The 18,284-nt window shown below is 68.8% G+C and carries 18 protein-coding genes and 1 tRNA gene; 14 read left to right on the forward strand and 5 right to left on the reverse strand.

Annotated elements, in window-relative coordinates; all coding sequences use genetic code 11:
- Positions 1 to 10 precede the first annotated feature (10 nt).
- The 5 genes from RB150_02190 (at position 11) to RB150_02210 (ending at position 5,976) form a co-directional block, all read left to right on the forward strand.
- Positions 11 to 1,249, forward strand: coding sequence for an ABC transporter permease (locus RB150_02190; protein MDQ7819350.1), 1,239 nt, complete (start codon positions 11 to 13; stop codon positions 1,247 to 1,249).
- 138 nt (positions 1,250 to 1,387) lie between these two features.
- Positions 1,388 to 2,698, forward strand: a complete 1,311-nt coding sequence (locus tag RB150_02195; protein ID MDQ7819351.1) for an aspartate aminotransferase family protein — start codon at positions 1,388 to 1,390, stop codon at positions 2,696 to 2,698.
- Positions 2,699 to 3,003: 305 nt separating this feature from the next.
- On the forward strand, positions 3,004 to 4,611 hold the full coding sequence (locus RB150_02200) for a sodium/proline symporter (protein MDQ7819352.1): 1,608 nt from the start codon (positions 3,004 to 3,006) through the stop codon (positions 4,609 to 4,611).
- A gap of 79 nt (positions 4,612 to 4,690) precedes the next feature.
- A complete protein-coding gene (locus tag RB150_02205) occupies positions 4,691 to 5,197 on the forward strand; it encodes a hypothetical protein (protein MDQ7819353.1) in 507 nt (168 codons plus the stop codon).
- 5 nt (positions 5,198 to 5,202) lie between these two features.
- Positions 5,203 to 5,976 carry a creatininase family protein gene (locus tag RB150_02210; GenBank protein MDQ7819354.1) on the forward strand — a complete coding sequence of 258 codons (774 nt, stop codon included), beginning with the start codon at positions 5,203 to 5,205 and terminating at the stop codon, positions 5,974 to 5,976.
- Between the two features lie 110 nt (positions 5,977 to 6,086).
- Here RB150_02210 and RB150_02215 read toward each other — a convergent pair whose 3' ends face one another.
- From RB150_02215 to RB150_02225, 3 genes are all read right to left on the reverse strand, one after another.
- A complete protein-coding gene (locus RB150_02215) occupies positions 6,087 to 7,082 on the reverse strand; it encodes a helix-turn-helix domain-containing protein (protein ID MDQ7819355.1) in 996 nt (331 codons plus the stop codon).
- Between the two features lie 461 nt (positions 7,083 to 7,543).
- Positions 7,544 to 7,966: a hypothetical protein gene (locus tag RB150_02220; GenBank protein MDQ7819356.1), complete on the reverse strand. Its 423-nt coding sequence runs from the start codon at positions 7,964 to 7,966 to the stop codon at positions 7,544 to 7,546.
- A 98-nt stretch (positions 7,967 to 8,064) separates the two neighbouring features.
- Positions 8,065 to 8,140 (reverse strand) — tRNA-Ala (locus RB150_02225).
- Positions 8,141 to 8,292: 152 nt separating this feature from the next.
- On the opposite strand from RB150_02225, the gene RB150_02230 reads away from it, so the two are divergent.
- The 7 genes from RB150_02230 to RB150_02260 all read left to right on the forward strand — a co-directional run bounded on the left by RB150_02230 (position 8,293) and on the right by RB150_02260 (position 15,182).
- On the forward strand, positions 8,293 to 10,677 hold the full coding sequence (locus RB150_02230) for a penicillin-binding protein 1A (GenBank protein MDQ7819357.1): 2,385 nt from the start codon (positions 8,293 to 8,295) through the stop codon (positions 10,675 to 10,677).
- A 48-nt stretch (positions 10,678 to 10,725) separates the two neighbouring features.
- Complete coding sequence (locus RB150_02235; protein ID MDQ7819358.1) at positions 10,726 to 11,472, forward strand: YebC/PmpR family DNA-binding transcriptional regulator; 747 nt, start codon at positions 10,726 to 10,728, stop codon at positions 11,470 to 11,472.
- 132 nt (positions 11,473 to 11,604) lie between these two features.
- Positions 11,605 to 12,111: a crossover junction endodeoxyribonuclease RuvC gene (gene ruvC / locus RB150_02240; GenBank protein MDQ7819359.1), complete on the forward strand. Its 507-nt coding sequence runs from the start codon at positions 11,605 to 11,607 to the stop codon at positions 12,109 to 12,111.
- Positions 12,108 to 12,776: a Holliday junction branch migration protein RuvA gene (ruvA, locus tag RB150_02245; protein MDQ7819360.1), complete on the forward strand. Its 669-nt coding sequence runs from the start codon at positions 12,108 to 12,110 to the stop codon at positions 12,774 to 12,776. The genes ruvC and ruvA overlap by 4 nt, the downstream gene beginning before the upstream one ends.
- A 15-nt stretch (positions 12,777 to 12,791) precedes the next feature.
- Positions 12,792 to 13,811: a Holliday junction branch migration DNA helicase RuvB gene (gene ruvB / locus RB150_02250; protein ID MDQ7819361.1), complete on the forward strand. Its 1,020-nt coding sequence runs from the start codon at positions 12,792 to 12,794 to the stop codon at positions 13,809 to 13,811.
- 31 nt (positions 13,812 to 13,842) lie between these two features.
- Positions 13,843 to 14,049 (forward strand): DUF2905 domain-containing protein, encoded by a 207-nt coding sequence (locus RB150_02255; protein MDQ7819362.1) that lies wholly within the window; start codon positions 13,843 to 13,845, stop codon positions 14,047 to 14,049.
- Entirely contained in the window at positions 14,046 to 15,182 is a 1,137-nt protein-coding gene (locus RB150_02260) for a SpoIID/LytB domain-containing protein (protein ID MDQ7819363.1), read from the forward strand. The genes RB150_02255 and RB150_02260 overlap by 4 nt, the downstream gene beginning before the upstream one ends.
- Before the next feature lie 35 nt (positions 15,183 to 15,217).
- Here the strand turns inward: RB150_02260 and RB150_02265 are convergent, their stop codons facing one another.
- Positions 15,218 to 15,670, reverse strand: coding sequence for a hypothetical protein (locus RB150_02265; GenBank protein MDQ7819364.1), 453 nt, complete (start codon positions 15,668 to 15,670; stop codon positions 15,218 to 15,220).
- 195 nt (positions 15,671 to 15,865) lie between these two features.
- On the opposite strand from RB150_02265, the gene yajC reads away from it, so the two are divergent.
- Positions 15,866 to 16,213 (forward strand): preprotein translocase subunit YajC, encoded by a 348-nt coding sequence (gene yajC, locus RB150_02270; protein ID MDQ7819365.1) that lies wholly within the window; start codon positions 15,866 to 15,868, stop codon positions 16,211 to 16,213.
- 22 nt (positions 16,214 to 16,235) lie between these two features.
- The gene (locus tag RB150_02275; protein ID MDQ7819366.1) at positions 16,236 to 16,931 is read left to right on the forward strand and encodes an HD domain-containing protein; all 696 of its coding nucleotides are present in this window, start codon (positions 16,236 to 16,238) and stop codon (positions 16,929 to 16,931) included.
- A 3-nt stretch (positions 16,932 to 16,934) separates the two neighbouring features.
- Here RB150_02275 and RB150_02280 read toward each other — a convergent pair whose 3' ends face one another.
- A complete protein-coding gene (locus RB150_02280) occupies positions 16,935 to 18,053 on the reverse strand; it encodes a nucleoside recognition domain-containing protein (protein ID MDQ7819367.1) in 1,119 nt (372 codons plus the stop codon).
- Between the last annotated feature and the right edge of the window lie 231 nt (positions 18,054 to 18,284).

The raw sequence follows: 18,284 nt of genomic DNA on the forward strand, positions 1-18,284 counted from the left end.
GAGGCGCGCCGTGCGGCGGGCGGTCTCGGCCGTCGAGGTGCTGGATGCGCTGCAGGTGGCGCTGCTGTCCCTGCGCGCCACCCCCCTGCGCTCGGTCCTGACAGCCCTGGGGGTCATCATCGGCGTGGCGGCCGTCATCGCCCTGGTCTCGGTGGGCCAGGCCGCCCGCAGCAGCGTGGTCGGCGAGTTCGCCAGCCTGGGGCCGGACCTGCTGTGGGTCCTGCCCGGCAAGGCCAAAGAAGGCCAGTTCGGGTCCGCTCCCGCGGAGGAGGGACGGCTGACCCTGACCTACGAGGACGCCCTGGCCCTGGCCGCCCACCGGGGACCGATCGCGGCGGTGGCGCCCGTGCTGCAGACCCAGATCGAGGTCGCCGCGGGGTCGCGGGCGTGGACGACCACCGTCGTGGGTACCACCCCCGACCTGTACGTGGCGCGGCGGCTCACCCTGGCCGCCGGACGCTTTCTGGAGGAGGCCGACCTGATCCGCCGCAAGCGGGTGGCGGTCCTGGGCGACACCCTGGCCCGCCGGCTGTACCGGAACCCGCTGACGGCGGTGGGGCGCCGGTTCACCCTCAGCGGGCGGGGGTTCGAGGTGGTGGGGGTGCTGCGGCCCGAAGGTTCGATTCTGGGTCTGGACCTGGATGACCGCGCCTACATCCCCTTCACCACCGCCCAGCAGATCTTCAACCTCAACTACGCCACCTTCTTCTTTGTGAAGGCGCCGGACCCCACCGCGGTGGGGGAGGCCCGCCGCGCCGTGCAGCGGGTGCTGCTGCGCCAGCACCGGGGCGAAGAAGACTTCACAGTGCTGACCCAGAGCCAGCTGCTGAGTTCCCTGGACGCCATCTTCCGCATTCTCACCGTGGCCCTGTCCAGCATCGCCGGCATCTCCCTGGTGGTGGGAGGGATCGGCATCATGAACATCATGCTGGTGTCGGTGACCGAGCGCACCCGGGAGATCGGCATCCGCCTGGCCGTGGGGGCGCGCCGGCGGCACATCCTCCTGCAGTTCCTGACCGAGGCGGTCCTGATCAGCCTGGTGGGCGGCTTCCTGGGGATGCTGGCGGGGCTGGCCCTGTCGTGGACGCTCGCGGCACGGCTGTTCGGCAGCCTGCCCACGGTGGCGTCGGCGGCGCCGGTGGTGGCGCTGGCGTTCGGGTTTTCGGTGGCGGTGGGGGTGGTCTTCGGCGTCTACCCGGCCTGGCGGGCGTCGCGGCTGGACCCGGTGGAGGCGCTGCGGTACGAGTGAAGCGGCACAAGAAATGGTGAGGTCTCCAGAGCACGTAGGCAGGCTGCCCTGCTCGCCGGAGGACATCGATTCCGTATCCGATTGACGCATCGGCCTCGCGAGATAATTATGTTTATGTAGCGAGCCGCGGGGGGGCCCATGGCGCAGGCCGATGCGGGTTTCGCTCACCGTATCGCTAAGCTTCGCGAGTTACTGGCACCCAGCCTTGCCGAGGACTGGCCCAATCTTCCCGTCGTGCGGGGTGAGGGTGTGTACCTCATCGGGCTGGACGGTCGCCGGTATGTCGACTTTGTGTCCGGCATGGCCGCCTGCAACCTCGGACATTGCCACCCGCGGGTCGTGGAGGCGGCGCGGCAGCAACTGGAAGTCCTCATCCACGGCCCCATTGGCGTCGCCCTCTATGACCCGGTTCTGCAGTTGAGCGAGGAACTGGCCGCAGTCACTCCTGGCGGGCTGGACATGTTCTTCTGGAGCAACAGCGGAGCCGAGGCAGTGGAGGGAGCCTTGAAACTGGCCCGCTACGTGACCCGACGCCCGGCCATCATCTCGTTCGTGGGAGGGTTTCACGGCCGCACCCTGGGTGCCGCGTCGGTCACAACGTCCAATGTCAAGTACCGCCACGGTTATGAGCCCTTGCTGCCATCCGTATATCATCTGCCGTTTCCATACTGTTACCGGTGTCCGTTCCGGACCTCCGGCGGGTGTTGCGGAGACTCCTTCCACAGTCTGGAGAGACTGTTTCGGCACGTAGTCGCACCTGAGGATGTGGCAGCGATCATCGTGGAGCCCATTCTGGGGGAAGGGGGATACATTGTACCTCCGGCTGACTTCCTTCCCCGCCTGCGAGCGGTTTGCGATCGATATGGGATCCTGCTGATCCTTGATGAGATCCAGACGGGATTCGGCCGGACGGGTGCCCTCTTCGCCGCGGACGCGTTTGGTGTGCGCCCCGACATCCTCGTACTTTCGAAGGCCCTCGCGTCCGGATTTCCTCTCAGTGTCGTCGCTGCGCGGCGAGAACTGATGGGGCAGTGGCCGGCGGGGGCCCACGGAACAACCTTCGGTGGCAACCCCGTGGCGTGTGCCGCTGCCCTCGCCACGTTGCAAGTTCTCCGGAACGAGCCAGTCCTGGAGAACGTCCGGCAGCGCTCTGAGGAGGCAATGAGTGCGCTGACCGACCTGCAACGGCGGTCGGCATTCATCGGGGACGTGCGCGGTCGAGGATTAATGATTGGTGTGGAGTTTGTGGACCCAGAGCGCGATGGTGCGCCCCATGGAGAGATCGTACGGCGTATCCTGAATGAAGCCCTGCGGCGCGGGCTGTTGCTCTACCCGGCAGGGTACGCTGGCCATGTGCTGCGGATCATTCCCCCGTTGATCATCACTAAAGATGAGCTTGCGGCCGGCCTAGCGATCCTCTCGGAGGTTGTGACGGAACTGTCTCGGTGAGATGCCTCCTATCATCGGCCCACGACCGTGCGGCAGGAGCAGGGATCTGGATTTCAACAGTCGGAAGGAACTATCTCGAGTGCTGGCTGTGAGACCTGGGGGTGAGAGCGTGAGCGGATCAGAACTCTTTTGGCGCTCCGGCACGTGGCTGTTTTTCGCCGGGCAGATACTTGTCCTGGTGATTGTCGGGGTCATCTACATCTATCAGGCCCGCAAGGAGCAGGAAGCTCTGAAGTCGCGTACCTAATGTAAGCGAGACTCTGTGCCGAGGACGTCTGACCGGACGTGGTGGAAAGGAGGCGGGGATGGTTACATCTTACGTCGTCTTTGCCGTCTACCTGGTTGTCCTGTTGGGTATCGGTTGGTATTTCATGAACCGCGTGCGGACGTATGACGATTTCATGATTGGAGGGCGCCGCATCGGCCCGCTGGCGTCGTCGTTCTCGTTGGTGTCCTCCTACATGAGCGGGTATACATACACGGCCGCCCCGGGGCTGAGCTATCGAAGCGGCTATTCTACCCTGTGGTGGGCTACCGGCGATGCACCCGGCAACGCCCTTAGTTTCGGAGTACTCGGGCGCCGCCTGCGGCGTTATGCGGAGTTGTTGGGGGCCATCACTTTGCCCGAGTATTACGAGCGGCGATTCAACAGTCCGACGCTGCGCGTCCTCTCCGGACTGATCGTGTTGGTGACCGTCTCCATGTATCTGGTGGCGCAATTCGTAGCCACCGGGAAGCTCGTCGGCGTCATGTTCAACACTAGTTACGTCACTGGCATGGTGATCGGCGGCGCCGTCGTCCTGTTATACACACTGATGGGCGGCTACCTGGCCGTAGTCTATACAGACGTCATCCAGTTTTCCCTCATGTGGGCGCTCACCCACGTCCTATTCTGGACAGCCCTGTCGTTGGCTGGCGGGTTTCCCGCCTTCAATGACAAGCTGGCCGCCATCGACCCGCAGCTGGTGATCCCGGCTGGTCCAGGAGATGCCTATGGCACAGTCCTGGCGGCGGTGACACCCATCGTTTTGATCATCATGGGATCCTTTGGCCTGCCGCATGTTACCATCCGACACCTTTCGCTGAAAGATCCGAGGAATGCGCGTTACGCGATGCTCATTACTGCTGTGTTCGTCGTCCTCTTCTCCTTCTTCTATTACATGATTGGGGCTCTGGCGCGGGTATTGCTCCTTCAGCCTCCCGCCGATGTGGAGGAGGCCGGGATTCGTTTGTGGTTCATGATATTGCACCCGGTGCTGGCCGGCCTGATGAGCTCTGCGGCGGTGGCGTCCATCATGTCGACAGCAGACTCCTTCCTCATCCTTCTTGTGTCGACGGTGGCGCACGATTTTCTGCACCGCTTCTTCATGCCCCGCGCTACCGAGCATCAGCGGCTGCGAGTAGCTCGTATCCTGGTGGCCGTCCTGGCCGTGCTGGCTTTTGTGGTGGCCATCCGACCTCCTGCGCTTGTCTTTACGATCGTGATCTTCGCCTTTGGCGCCATGGCGCTGTCATTTGGCGTGCCCAACCTCTTCTCCGTCTACTGGAAACAGACCAGCGCTGGAGGTGTGGTGGCCTGCATGGTTCTCTCCCTTGCCGTATACGTGGGTGCGACCGTTGGTAAGTGGAATATCTTTGGCCTGCATCCCTTCATGCTGGGCCTGATCGTGGCCGTGCTGGCCATTTTCATCGGCTCCTGGCTGACCCCTCCGCCGGTGGGGGAGCCGGTGGCGGCTTTTGACGATGCCGCCGGGTACGGTCCTCTTCCGCCGGCCGTCGCGGCCGGGTCCTCGGCGACGGTTCAGCGGGAGGTCGCGGCGGTCGTGGCGCAGGTGCGGCGGGGTGATGACCGGCAATCAGGCCCGTTCCGTTCACGTGGAAGGCGGATGGTTCAGGATGCGGTGGGAATCTGACCGGAGGCGGCGGTAGTCGGTGGAGCAGTCTTACGGCCCTGCGCGCCGGTGGAAGCCGCAGGTAACGACGTTGCCGCCGGTGGTGACGACTTCTGCGGTGGCCGTGGAGCCTGCGGGAACGGTGTTCTATCCGTACTGGGATGTTGAGGCTTGGATTCGCGTGGAGGCCCCGCTTCTGCTTCCTCCGGTGTCCAGGCGCTGGCGAATCGCCGTCGATGGAGTGTCAGGCGAGCTGGTAGTGCCGCCGCCGCTTCTGGAGATCGAGGATGCCCCAGGTGATCCCTTTCTCGGTGACCTCCAGGTGGTGGCGTTTGCCGTCCGGGCTGCCGATCTGTACAGGCACGACGTTCGGCAAGCCCTGTGGCAGTATGCTTCCCGTCGGGTGCGCTCGTGGATGAATGTGCGGGTGGAGCTCGGCGAGGCGCGGCCGGTGTACAAGGAACTGCGGCTGTACAAAGTGACCTTTCGCACGGGGACCACGGTGCTCCTGGCTCTGGACACCATCACTGGGGAGTACAGCGTGGTCCCTCCCCATGACGTGCTGTATGTCACCGGGCAGGGAGAAAGGGGGGAGCGGGGACCATGAGGGGGATGCGGAGGTGGGAGCATCTCACGTGGCCGGAGATTGCTGATGCCCGAGCCCGAGGGGTTGTAGCCGTGATACCGGCGGGAGCAGTGGAACAACACGGGCCGCACCTCCCGGTGGGGACAGATGTGCTCATCCCTGTCGGGCTTGCGGATCGTCTTGCCGACGCTGGCGTCGAAGAAGAGCTGGGATTCCCTTTTGTCATGCTTCCCCCTCTGTCTCACACCTACGCTAGGCACAGCAATTGGTGGCCTGGCACCCTGAACCTGGATGGAGAAACTCTGCTCGGGTACACCCGGGCCCTGTTGGATGATCTTTTCCGGCAAGGTGTCACGCGCGCACTGATCCTCAACGGTCACCTGGAAAGCGTGCCATTCATCATGGAGGGCGTCGAACTGGCGTGCGGGCGGGTTCCCACGGCGCGAGTGCTCCTGGTGAACTGGTGGGAGTTGGTGAGTGACGCCCTCATCCGCGACCTTTTCGGCGACGCCTGGCCCGGGTGGGAGGCCGAACATGCTGCATTGACCGAGACCTCTCTGATGCTGGCCTTCTATCCAGAACTGGTGCGGCGGGAGAGAATCACCGACGATCGAGCTCCCCGCACTCTCCCGTACAGGGTCTTCCCTCAGCCCGAGGTGGTCCGCCCGCCAAGCGGCGTGTATGCCAACGCCGCAGGGGCGTCAGCCGAAATCGGCGAGCGGCTGGCTGCTCACATTGTCACAGGATTGACCGGAGCCTTGCGCGAGTGGTTCGGAGCGACCGCGTCACATCCGGCATGATAGACTAGCAAATTTCCTGGCCCGGGCAGTTGGCCGAGACGTTCGGCACGGGATCCGTTTGAAGTGCTCCGTCGAGGCGGTCCTGATCAGCCTAGTGTGTCAAGTTCGGACTAGGTGTTTGCACTTTGAGACTCCAACCGAGTCCTGAATGCCATGGCCGGGGTTCGACCCTTGAGGCGATAGCCCAGATGGGGTTGCTCCCGGTTGTGGAAGCGCAGGTACGCCTGCAGGTCCCGCTCCAACTGTCCCAGGCTGGTATCGTCGGTGCGCCGGAAGGCCACCCGCCACAGCTCGCTGAGGAGGGTGCCCTGCAAGCGGCTCGACGAACCCGTTCGTCCAGGCGTGGCGCGGCTTGGTTCGTCGGTGCTCGATGCCCCGCGCTTGGCAGGCTGCGGTGAAGGCCGTCTGGAATCCGGCCCGCCATCGGTGAGCACAGTTCGGATGCGATGGCCGGCGCGCTGGTAGATCGGGACCACGTGGGTCCGCAAGAAGTGCACGGCCGCCTGCGCGGTGACCCGCGGGACCACGGTGGCGAGCGCATACGAGCAGGCCGCGTCGCAGGCGGTGAGCTGCCAGACTTTGCCCACCCCTGTGAGCTTGCCGATGTAGAAGGCATCGAGGCAGACCAGATCCCCCGGCCGCTGAGCCTCCACGGGCGGCGGGCGCAGGTACGTGCGGGTCCGCTCCGTGAGCAGCCCGACGGTGCTCGCGCTGTGCGCCTCCAGTTTGGTGAGCCGCTCCCAGCGGGTGCGCAGCCCATGTCGGCAGAGGATGGCGTAGACCCCGGAGGCGCTCACTTGCCAGCCACCCCAGCGGGGCTGGCGCAGGTGGGCGGCCATACGCGCCGGGCCATGCGTCGGCCAGAGCAGCGCGTAGGCCACGACTTGGTGCTCCAGGGCCGGCGTGGCCTGCCGGGGCCAGCGGGTCGGCCGCGTAGGGCGTGGTCGCAAGTCATCCGGCCCATAGCGGACCAGTCGCTGGCGCCAGCGGGAGAAGAGGGTCCGGGAGATCCCGAACTCGCGGCAGGCCTGGCTGACATTGCCCAGGGCGGCCGCGGGGTGCATGACGGCCAGGCGGTGTCGCAGTACACTGTCCTCGAGGGTCATCTGCCCACCCCTTCCCAGGGTTTTGCTGGTACCAAAACCTCGGTTGGAGCCTGGGCAGTGGCCCTCCTGTGTTCACCAAGGGCAGCTCCTCAAGTGCAAACACTACATCCATACAGGACAGTCTAGTTGAGCCTTCTTTCTCATGTTGTGCTTCAGCTCGAAGAAGATCTCCGTTTCGGACGGTAGGAGGAGCCCTTCCTTGCAGCGAGGTACAAGTCTGCTGTCGTCCCGCCGTCGCAGTACTCCCTCTCGACCCGTGTACCTTGGGGCAGGACTTTCCGCAGGTGGCTGAGGTGTGCTTCTCGATATTGTTGCTTGGTCTGCAAGAGGTCGGGCCGGCAATCTTCGATCACGCGGACCACAGTTTCCCGCAATACCCGAATGGCGATTCGTATCTTGCTAACCTTCCTGTTAGATGGCTGCCTCTTCGATCAGGCCACGAGAGCTGCGACGCGGCGGCCTTACCCATGTAGAGTGAAGTCAAGCCAGACGCCAAAGTGCCCCTGATCGTGTTCACCGCGCTTCCATCCTCCGCGAATGCGGGCCTCGCAGATGCCGATTGCGCGAACTGCCCCAATCCGCTCTAGGTATTCTCGGTAAGCGCGCGCGTCTTGCCGGTTCAGGTAGCCGACCACACGACCCTCGATTTCAATGCGAACCGCGTTCCTGTCATAGGGATTGGTGTCTTCAAGAATGAGCCGTGCCGATTTCGTGATGTCCACACCTTCCTCGGTGCGTCCGCCGCAGATGGCTTCGAGATGATGCTGGTATTTGGATTCTCCAACAATCGCGAGCGGGAATGTTCCGTTTCCGGGCAGCGTTACCTCAGCGGCGGTACTCGTTACCATCTCCCAACGGCCAAGCACACGCCTGAAGAAGGACACGCTCAACCCTCCCTTCCTACACCATCGGCCTTACCTCTGCCCGTCTCCTTCCCCGGCGAGGGATCGCACAGAAGGCTCGCGTCTATCAGGAGGTTTCGTGGTGGAGACGAGGGGATTCGAACCCCCGACCTCCGCAATGCGAGTGCGGCGCTCTCCCAGCTGAGCTACGTCCCCACCGGAGGCGCGGAACCCCGCGCCCTGTGTATTATAGAAACTCCGACCGGGGGCGTCCATGCCCCGGCCGGATACCCGTGTCCGTCCGGCGGGCAGCCGCCGGGTGCTACAATGGTCGCGGTCCGCCGCCATGCGCGCGGGGCCAGATGTCCATGTCCGGACACACGCAGCGGTTCTCGCTGACGCCTCCCACCCGCCGGGTGCCGCACCTGCGCCGAGGGGCCGGGCCGCGGCTGCCCCGGGGGGCGGGGGCGTGGCTGCGTCTGGCGGCCGTGGTGGCCGCCGCCGGGGGGATCGTGGCGGTGGTCGCCACTGGCGTGGTGGCCGGGATGGCGCTGGCGTTTTCCCGCCACCTGCCCGATGTCTCCACCCTGTACGCCCCGCCCAGCGAGGCCACCCGGGTGTACGCGGTCACGGGGGAGGTCATCGCCAGCCTGTTCCGGGAAAACCGCGAGTTCGTGCCCCTGGACGAGATCCCCCTGAGCCTGCGCCAGGCGGTCATCGCCATCGAGGACGAGCGCTTCTACCGCCACCGGGGGGTGGATGTGCGGGGCACCCTGCGGGCCCTGTGGCGCAACCTCCTGGCGGGGGAGATCCGCGAGGGCGGCAGCACCATCACCCAGCAGCTGGCGCGGGCGGTCTTCCTCACCCAGAAGCGCGTCCTCAGCCGCAAGGTGGCCGAGATGATGCTGGCGCTGGAGATCGAGCGTCGGCTCACCAAGGACGAGATCCTCGAGCGCTACCTCAACCAGGTGTACTTCGGCAACGGCGCCTACGGCGTGGAACTGGCCTCCCAGGTGTACTTCGGCAAGCCCGCCCGCCGACTGACACTGGCCGAAAGCGCCCTGCTGGCCGGGATCATCCGGGCGCCGTCGGTGTACAACCCGTTCCGCAACCTCCCGCAGGCCCTGGAGCGCCAGCGGGTGGTCCTGCGGCGGATGGCCGAGCTGGGCTACCTGACCGACGAGCAGGCGCAGGCCGCCAGTGAGCAGCCCGTCCGGCTGGCTGAGGAGCGCAACGCCGGCCTGCTGGGCATCCGGGCGCCGTACTTCGTCTCCTACATCCTGCCGGCGCTGCTGCGGCGGTACGGGGAGGACGCCGTCTACAGCGGCGGCCTGCGGGTGTACACGACCGTGGATCCGCGGCTGCAGGCGGCCGCCGAGAAGGCGGTGCGGGCCGGGCTGGACGAGGCCCGCCGGCAGAACCTCCGGGTCTCCCAGGGCGCCCTGGTCGCCCTGGACCCGGCCACCGGCGCCATCCGGGCCATGATCGGGGGGTACGACTTCGCCCAGAGCCAGTTCAACCGCGCCTGGCAGGCGCGCCGCCAGCCCGGCTCGGCGTTCAAGCCGTTCATCTACGCCACCGCCCTGGCCCGGGGCATCCCGCCCACGCGGATCATCGTGGACGAACCGGTCACCTACGAGATCCGGGGGACGGTGCGGCCGGAGGACCGCCTCTGGACCCCCCGCAACTACGACGGGACGTTCCGGGGCCCGGTGACGCTGCGGTACGCACTGGAGCATTCCATTAACATCCCGGCCATCAAGACGCTGGCCGAGGTGGGCCCCCAGGCGGTGATCGACACGGCGCGGCGCATGGGCATCACCAGCCCCCTGGAGCCGGTTCTGTCCCTGGCCCTGGGGACCAACGAGGTCACGCCCCTGGAGATGGCCAGCGCCTACGGCGCCCTGGCGACCCTGGGCATCCACGCCGAACCCTTCGGGATCGTCAAGGTGGTGGACCGGGAAGGGCGGGTCCTGGAAGAGCACACGCCGCGCCGCCGGCTGGCCCTCAGCGCGGACGTGGCCTACGTGCTCACCGACCTGCTCAAGGGCGTGATCCTCCGGGGCACCGGCACCGCCGCCCAGATCGGCCGGCCCGCCGCCGGCAAGACCGGGACCACCGACGACTACCGCAACGCCTGGTTCATCGGCTACACCCCGCGCCTGGTGGCGGCGGTGTGGGTCGGCAACGACGACAACACGCCCATGCGGCGGGTGGTGGGGGGCACGGTGCCGGCCCGCATCTGGGCGGCGTTCATGCGGGTGGCGGTGGCCGACCTGCCGGCCGAGGACTGGGCTCCGCCGGAGGGGGTGGTGGTGGCCACCGTCTGCGGCACCTCCGGCCGGCTGGCCACCAGCCAGTGCCCGGACCCCCGCCGGGAGGTCTTCGTGCGCGGGACCGAGCCCACCGAGTACGACATCAGCCCGCCCCCGGCCGAAGACACCGGTCCGGCGGGGGCCGCGGTTCCCCTCACCCTCACCAGCCCCGCCCAGGGTCAGGCGGTGTCGTCGCCGTTTGTGATCGAGGGGCTCACCCACCCCGACGCGGTGGTGAGCCTGCGGGTGGCGGTGCGAGGAGGCGGCGCCACCGAGACCACCGCCGAGACCCGTATCCCCGTCACCAACGACGGCCGCTTCGCCTATCTGTTCCGGCCGCCCCTGCGCCAGAGCGGGGTCCGGTACGTGATCACCGTGACCGCCACCGCCCCGGACGGGGCGCGGGCCACCGCCACGCTGACCGTCATCGAGAGATAGCGGGTGCCGCCCGCGCCCGGCGGTAGTACAATGGACGGGGGCGCAGCCATGTCCGGTCACTCCAAGTGGCACAACATCCGCATCAAGAAGCAGAAGGCCGACCTGGTCCGGGGCAAGCTGTTCAGCAAGCTGGCCCGGGAGATCACGGTGGCGGCCCGGGAGGGCGGCGGCAATCCCGACGCCAACCCCCGGCTGCGGACCGCCATCGAGCGCGCCCGGGACGCCGGCATGCCCAACGACAACATCCAGCGGGCCATTCAGCGGGGCACCGGGGCCCTGGAAGGGGCCACCTACGAGACGGTCACCTATGAAGGCTACGCGCCGGGCGGCGTGGCGGTGCTGGTGGAGGTCCTCACCGACAACCGCAACCGCGCCGCCAGCGAGATCCGCAGCCTGTTCACCAAGCACGGCGGGTCGCTCAGCGAGGCGGGGTCGGTGGCGTGGATGTTTGACCGGCGTGGACTGATCACCGTCGAGCGGTCCCGGGCCAGCGAGGACGACCTGCTGCTGGCCGCCCTGGAGGCGGGTGCCGACGACGTGCGGACCTCGGGGGATGTCTACGAGGTCATCACCGCTCCCGAGAGGTTCTTCGCGGTCAAGCAGGCCCTGGAGGCCGCGGGCATTCCCCTGCAGTCGGCCGATATCACCCTGGTGCCCAAGTCCACGGTCCGGGTGGAAGGCGAGGATGCCCGCCGGGTCCTGCGCCTGATCGAAGCGCTGGAAGACCACGACGACGTCCAGCGCGCGTACGCCAACTTCGACATCCCCGACGAGATTCTCCAGCAGGTGAGCTGAACTGCCGGCCGCCCTGCGCGCCGGACCGGAGTCGCCGCGCATCCGCCCCTCCCAGGGGGTCCGGGCGGACGGCGCGAACTTCCTTCTGGCATGCCTGAGGGACCGTGGTATAATGCGAACACAGGTTCGGCCATGCTGGTGCTGGGCGTCGATCCGGGGCTACGCCAGACCGGCTACGCGCTGCTGCGGGGCCGGGCCGACGGCGTCGAGCTGGTCGACACCGGCCTGATCCGGACCGACGAGGACGCGCCTCTTCCCCGGCGCCTGCAGGTCATCTACCGGGGCATGCAGGAGGTCCTGGGGCGGCACCGTCCCGTCCAGGTGGCGGTGGAGGACCTGTACACCGCCCGCTGTTCCCCCCGCACGGCCATCCTGATGGGCCACGTCCGGGGGGTTGTCTGCCTGGCGGCGGCGGAGCGGGCCATCGAGGTGGTCGCTCTGCCCCCGGCGGCGGTCAAGCAGGCCATCGCGGGGTTCGGGGGGGCCAGCAAGGTGCAGGTCCAGGCCGCGGTGGGACGGCTGCTGCGCCGGCCCGCACCCGCCGACTCCCACGTGGCCGACGCGGTGGCCGTGTCGCTGACGGCCCTGTCCCGCCGCGGGGTGCCCCTGCGGCCCGCGGCAGCGGGGGTGGTCCGGTGATCGCCTTCCTGCGGGGCGCCCTGCGCCGGCGGGCCGGGGACGTGGTGGTGGTGGAGGTGGGCGGGGTGGGCTACGAGGTGCACCTGCCCGCGGTGGTGGCCCGCGCCCTCCCGCCTGTGCGGGACGGGGAGTCGCCGGTGGTGGAGCTGTACATCTCATACCACGCCACCCAGAACCAGCCCCGCCCGCTGCTGATCGGCTTCCTCCACGAGGTGGAGCAGGAGTTCTTCGAGCGCTTCATCACCGTGGACGGGCTGGGCCCCACCAAGGCCATGAAGGCCATCGTCCACCCCATCCACGCCATCGCCGACGCCATCGAGCGCAAGGACGTGCAGTTCCTCCGGAGGCTGCCGGGCATCGGCGCCCGGACGGCGGAGAAGATCGTGGCCGCCCTGCACGGGAAGATGGGCAAGTACGCCCTGCTGCAGGGCGCCCCGCCGCCGTCGCCGCCGCCTGCGGAGGACTTCCGGGCCGAGGTGCTGGATGTGCTCACCCGCCAGCTGGGCCACCGGATGGCCGAAGCCCGGCGGATGGTGGAGGAGGCGCTGCGCCGCCGCCCGGAGATCTCGTCGGCGGAGGAACTGTTCCAGGAGGTGTACCGGGTCACGGTGGAGCCCCCCGCCTCGGGCGAGGCCCGCCGGGGCCCGGGAGATCCCAGACCCTGACGCCGGGAGGCCGCGATGCCGTCGCCCAAGCGCCCCGCCCCTGACCCCGCGGTGGACGAACCGTTCCTGCGCAGCCTGCGCCCCCAGAGCCTGGACGAGTGCATCGGGCAGCCCCGGGTGGTGGAGGGCCTGCGGATCAGCATCCGGGCCGCCCGGGAGCGGGGGGAGGCCCTCGACCACGTCCTGCTGCACGGCCCCCCGGGGCTGGGCAAGACCACGCTGGCCAACGTCATCGCCCGCGAGATGGATGCCAACATCGTCACCACCTCGGGGCCGGCGCTGGAGCGCGGCGGCGACCTGATGGGCATCCTCACCAACCTGCAGCCGCGGGACGTGCTGTTCATCGACGAGATCCACCGGCTGTCCCGGGCGGTGGAGGAGTTCCTCTATCCCGCCATGGAGGACTTCTGCGTCAACTTCGTCATCGAGAAGGGCGCCCACGCCCGCACCCTGCGTTACCAGCTGCCGCCGTTCACCCTGGTGGGGGCCACGACCCGGGCCGGGCTGCTGTCCAGTCCCCTGCGGGAGCGCTTCGGGATCTTCCACCACCTGGACTTCTTCACCGTGGACGAGCTGGTGGCGGTGGTCCGGCGGTCGGCGTCCATCCTGGGAGTTCCCATCACCGACGACGGCGCCGCCACCATCGCCCAGCGGTCCCGGGGGACACCCCGCATCGCCAACCGGCTCCTGCGCCGGGTGCGGGACTACGCCCAGGTGCGGGCGGACGGCCGCATCACCGCCGCCCTGGCCGCCGAGGCTCTGGATTTTGAGGGGGTGGACGAGCGGGGGCTGGACGGGCTGGACCGGGAGCTGCTGCGGACCATTGCCGTGGTCTACGGCGGCGGCCCGGTGGGTATCGAGGCGCTGGCGGCCACCCTCAACGAGGAGCCGCAGACGCTGGAGGAGGTCGTGGAGCCCTACCTGCTGAAGATCGGATTCCTGACCCGGACCCCGGCGGGCCGCCGCATCACCGCTGCGGCCCTGGAGCACCTGGGGCTGCCGGCGGACGCCGGTCGTCAGGGGCACCTCCTGTAACCCTTCCCGCGGCAGGTGAGAACCGGTGGAGATGTCGTCGCTGGGACGGACCCTGATGCTGTTCGGGGCGATCCTCCTGGTGGTGGGCGCGCTGATGACCGTGGTGGGCCGCGTCCCGCGCCTGCCGGGAGACATCCTGATCCGGCGCGACGGGCTGGTCGTCTACATTCCCCTGGCCACCAGCCTGGTCCTCAGCGTCCTGCTCACCGTGGTCTTCAGCCTGCTCGCGCGCCGATGACCGCGCGGCCCGCCCTCCACGCCGCCGCGCTGGCGGCGGCCCTCGCGCTTGCGGCGGGGTCCGGGCCTGCGGCGCAGGGGCAGACCCCCGCCGTGATCCGGGTGGGGCTGCTGCGCGAGCAGGAGCGGGTGGTGGTCCTCAGCGACCGCGCCATCACGCTGACCGCCCGGACCGCGGTGTCGGTGCGCCTGGACCCGGGCGCCTACGAGGCCGCGGCCACGCCCTCGGGCGTGGACATCGCGGGGGTGGGGCGCTGGGAGGGGCCGGTGCGCCTGGTCCCCGCCGACGGTGCCCTTCTGTACCTGGGCATCCGTCCCTACCGGGGGATCCTGGAGCTGCGGCCGTCGGGCGGCCGGCTCGTGGTGGTGAATGAGGTCCCGCTGGAGGAGTACCTTTACGGGGTCCTGCCCGTGGAGGTGGATCCCCGCTGGCCGGAGGAAGCGCTCAAGGCGCAGGCCGTCGCCGCCCGGACCCTGGCGGTCTACAGCCTCAACCGGTATGCCGCGGAAGGCTACGATGTGCGGGCCACCACCGACACCCAGGTCTACGGCGGCGCCGGGGTGGAGGACCCGCGGACGTCGCTGGCCGTGGACGCCACCCGGGGCGAGATCGTCACGTACCAGGGTCGGCCGATCTTTGCCGCGTTCCACTCCGACTCCGGCGGCCACACCGAGAGCAGCGAGCACGTGTGGGGCGGGCGGTACCCCTACCTGCGGGGCGTCCCGGATCCGTACAGCGCGGGGGCGCCCACCCAGCAGTGGGTCGTCGTGCTGGACGCCGCCACCCTGGAGGCGCGGCTGCGCCAGGCCGGGTTCCCGGTGGCCGGCATCACCGAGGTGCTGGTGGCCGAGCTCACCCCGTCCGGCCGCGCCGCCACCGTGCGGGTGCAGGGGGCCCACGGGACGCTGGTGATCCGCGGGACCGACCTGCGGGCGGCGGTGGGTGTCGGCGTACTGCGCAGTACCCTGTTCGCCGTCCGCGGCGGCGAGGGCGCGTGGGAGTTTGCGGGGCGGGGCAGCGGCCACGGAGTCGGCCTCAGCCAGTGGGGCGCCCGCGGCCTGGCCGCCGCCGGCCGGACCTACCGGGAGATCCTCCGGTACTACTATACGGGCGTCGAGGTGGAGGGCCGCTGACCCCGTCCCCCCACCGGGCGCCTCCGGGTCCGGACTCAGTCCTCGACCTTGGTCCACCCTCCCCGGTGCGGGGTCCACGCACCCAGCGGGACGCGGCCGTACTGGTCCTCCTCGATCTCGTAGCCGGCCGCCTGCAGGCGGCGCTTGGCCTCGGCATAGTACCGGTAGTCCAGCTGCCATACGCCGCCCCGCAGCGGATTGGCGTAGGCCCCCAGGCCGCCCAGCAGCTTCTTGATATTCTCCTCTTCGGTCCGTTCGGCCGTCAGTTCCACACCCTGGGTGACCGTGGCCACGGCCCGGATGCGGCGGTTCTGCGGGGGGCCCGCCGGCCGCCCGGCGACGTTCACCGACGAGATGGGGGTCTCCAGCGGCGCCGCCGGGGCCGCCGGCGGGGGCTGGGCGGCGGCGCGCTGGGCGCGCAGGGCGTCGGCCTTGGCCTTGATGGCGGCCAGGATCTCTTCGCGGCTCTTGGGCTTCTGCTCGTCCATCCGGTCCCTCCCACGCGGCGGCCGCAGGCGCCACCGCCCTGCGGCCCTCCCCGGGGACCTTCCACCTCCGGCAGCCCTCTCCTTCCTGCCCTCCCCGCAGGCCCTCCAACCTTCATCTTCCGGTTCTCGCCCCCCAGCCGCCGCTCTGGTAGGATAGGGAAGGCACGCGGCAGACAGCGGAGCGGGAGGTGCGAGGTGGCGGCGGCGTACGTGGTGATGCAGGCAACCCAGCAGGCGAGCAGCCGGTGGCTGGTGTGGTACCTTCTGCTGATTCTCGCCGTCTTCTACGTCTTCATGATCAGACCGCAGATGACCCAGCAGCGGCGGCGGCGGGAGATGCTCAAGGGCCTGAAGAAAGGCGACCGGGTGGTGACCATCGGGGGGTTGCACGCCACCATCTGGGACATTGACGACGAGAACACGCTGACCCTGGAACTGGCCCCCAACCTCCGCGTGAAGGCTGACCGGGGAGCGGTGAGCTACGTGCGGGGCAAGAAGCGCGACGAGCAGCCCCAACCCGTCCCCGTCCAGCCGTCCCGCTAGGAGCCCGCCCGGGAGGATGGCGATGGCCGACGCGCAGACGGGCGTGGCCGGAACGAGACTGGTGACCCTCGAGGACGTCAAGCGCGACCCCGAGGTGGAGGCTTACATCGACAAGGCCAACGAGTACACGGGCGCCATCGGCTACACCGAACATGGGGCGCGGCACGCCAACCTCACGGCCAGCATCGCCTACAACACCCTCAAGCGCCTGGGCTATCCGGAGCGGGACGCCCAGCTGGCCTCCATCGCCGCCTACCTGCACGACATCGGCAACCTGGTCAGCCGGGTCAACCACGAGCACACCGGCGCGGTGCTGGCCAACCGGATCCTGGAGCGCCTGGGCATGGACCCGGTGGAGCGCGCCATCGTCATGGGCGCCATCGGCAACCACGAGGAAAAGCACGGCGAGCCGGTCAGCCCGGTGGGGGCGGCGGTCATCCTGGCCGACAAATCCGACGTCCACCGGTCGCGGGTCCGCAACCCCGACCCCACCACCTTCGATATCCACGACCGGGTGAACTACGCCGTCCAGCATTCGTTCCTGCGGGTGGATGACAAGAGCCGGACCATCACCCTGGAGCTCACCATCGACACCCAGCTGTCCCAGGTGATGGAGTACTTTGAGATCTTCCTCACCCGCATGGTGATGTGCCGGCGGGCGGCGAAGTTCCTCAACTGCGAGTTCAAGCTCCAGATCAACGGCGTCAAGCTGCTGTAGCCCTCACAGGGCGGCCAGCAACCGCGCCGCCGCTCCCCCGAGCAGAACGGCCATTCCCAGGCCGAGGCCCACCACCGCCGCCGCCCGCGCCGTTCCCACCACGCGCGCCAGCACCCCCACCGTGGCCAGGCAGGGCAGGGCCAGAGTGTTCACCAGGGCGTAGGTGAAGATCTGCGCCGGGGTCAGCCACTCCCTCAGGCCAGCCCCCGCGGGGACGCCGGTCATGGTTCCCAGCGCCGTCAGCAGCTGCACCGCCAGCTCCTTGCGCAGCATGGCACACAGCAGGGTCAGCCCGGCGGCCGGGGGCAGGAGCAACCAGCCCTCCACCACCGGGCTCAGGGGGCGGGCGGCCAGGCGGATGGCGCCGGTCTCGTAGAGCGCCCCCAGGGCCAGGCTTCCCGCCATGACCGCTGGCGCCGCGCCGAAGAGGAACTCCCTGGCGGCTGCGGCCACCGTCCGGGTCACCGCGCGGGCCGACGGGCAGCGCAGGGACCCGGGAGGCGGCGGGGACAGGCGGGCGGTGGGGAAGAACACACGCAGCAGGCCGCCGGTGCCCACGAGGACCGCAGCGACGACCCCGTACAGGGCCGCCGCCCACCCTGCGCCCAGGGCGGCGCCGACGGTTCCGAAGATCACCGCCGTGCGCGCTCCGCAGGGGACCAGCGTGACGAGCGTGCCCGCCACGATGCGGGTGGATCCGCCGGGCAGGGCACGCAGCGCCAGAAGTGCCGGCACGTTGCAGCCAGCGGCCATCACCAGGGGTAGCGAAGGGGTGGCCGAGAGCCCCGTGCGGACCAGCAGCCTGTCGGCGGCCGCGGCGACGCGGGCCACCACCCCTGTCTCCTGGAGGACAGCGAAGACCAGGTAGTAGGCCAGCACGTAGGGGATTCCCACCGAGATCAGCGCCTGGACCCCTCCGTCCAGCCCCCACAGGACGATCCGTGCGGCCAGGCCCCTTCCCATCGTCCGGCCGACCGCTGCGGCCACGGCGGCCGATCCCCACCGCCCCCAGACACCCTCCAGCATCGCGGCGAGGGTGCCTCCTCCCCAGTACAGAGCCGCAAACAGGGCGGCGAGGGAGCCGATCACCCAGAACGTGGAGGAGATCCACTCTCCGACCACGTGGCCCCCTCCGCCTGTGGCCTCCAGCGGAGTGCGGTTGGCGCGAAGCATCCCGCCACGCAGCCTGAGCCCGCCCGGCTCCGACTGCAATAGGGCCGCCCGCCGACGCACAATCAGACAGCCGACCGATGGACGGGTCCGGCTTCGCCTGCAATCATATCTCCGCAACTTTCCATGCAATCCCGGAGGATTCCCCGGTTTCCAGGGCGAACACGGGACGCAGGCGGGCGG

The sequence above is a fragment of the Armatimonadota bacterium genome (genome assembly GCA_031081675.1).
In the GTDB taxonomy this organism is placed as follows: Bacteria; Sysuimicrobiota; Sysuimicrobiia; order Sysuimicrobiales; family Kaftiobacteriaceae; genus Calidihabitans; species Calidihabitans tengchongensis.

Coding starts and splice junctions, on each gene's coding strand:
- RB150_02195 (MDQ7819351.1), top strand. CDS start 1,388: ATGGCGCAGGCCGATGCGGGTTTCGCTCACCGTATCGCTAAGCTTCGC.
- RB150_02200 (MDQ7819352.1), top strand. CDS start 3,004: ATGGTTACATCTTACGTCGTCTTTGCCGTCTACCTGGTTGTCCTGTTG.
- RB150_02210 (MDQ7819354.1), top strand. CDS start 5,203: ATGCGGAGGTGGGAGCATCTCACGTGGCCGGAGATTGCTGATGCCCGA.
- RB150_02215 (MDQ7819355.1), bottom strand. CDS start 7,082: ATGACCCTCGAGGACAGTGTACTGCGACACCGCCTGGCCGTCATGCAC.
- RB150_02230 (MDQ7819357.1), top strand. CDS start 8,293: ATGTCCGGACACACGCAGCGGTTCTCGCTGACGCCTCCCACCCGCCGG.
- RB150_02235 (MDQ7819358.1), top strand. CDS start 10,726: ATGTCCGGTCACTCCAAGTGGCACAACATCCGCATCAAGAAGCAGAAG.
- ruvC (MDQ7819359.1), top strand. CDS start 11,605: ATGCTGGTGCTGGGCGTCGATCCGGGGCTACGCCAGACCGGCTACGCG.
- ruvB (MDQ7819361.1), top strand. CDS start 12,792: ATGCCGTCGCCCAAGCGCCCCGCCCCTGACCCCGCGGTGGACGAACCG.
- RB150_02255 (MDQ7819362.1), top strand. CDS start 13,843: ATGTCGTCGCTGGGACGGACCCTGATGCTGTTCGGGGCGATCCTCCTG.
- RB150_02260 (MDQ7819363.1), top strand. CDS start 14,046: ATGACCGCGCGGCCCGCCCTCCACGCCGCCGCGCTGGCGGCGGCCCTC.
- RB150_02265 (MDQ7819364.1), bottom strand. CDS start 15,670: ATGGACGAGCAGAAGCCCAAGAGCCGCGAAGAGATCCTGGCCGCCATC.
- RB150_02275 (MDQ7819366.1), top strand. CDS start 16,236: ATGGCCGACGCGCAGACGGGCGTGGCCGGAACGAGACTGGTGACCCTC.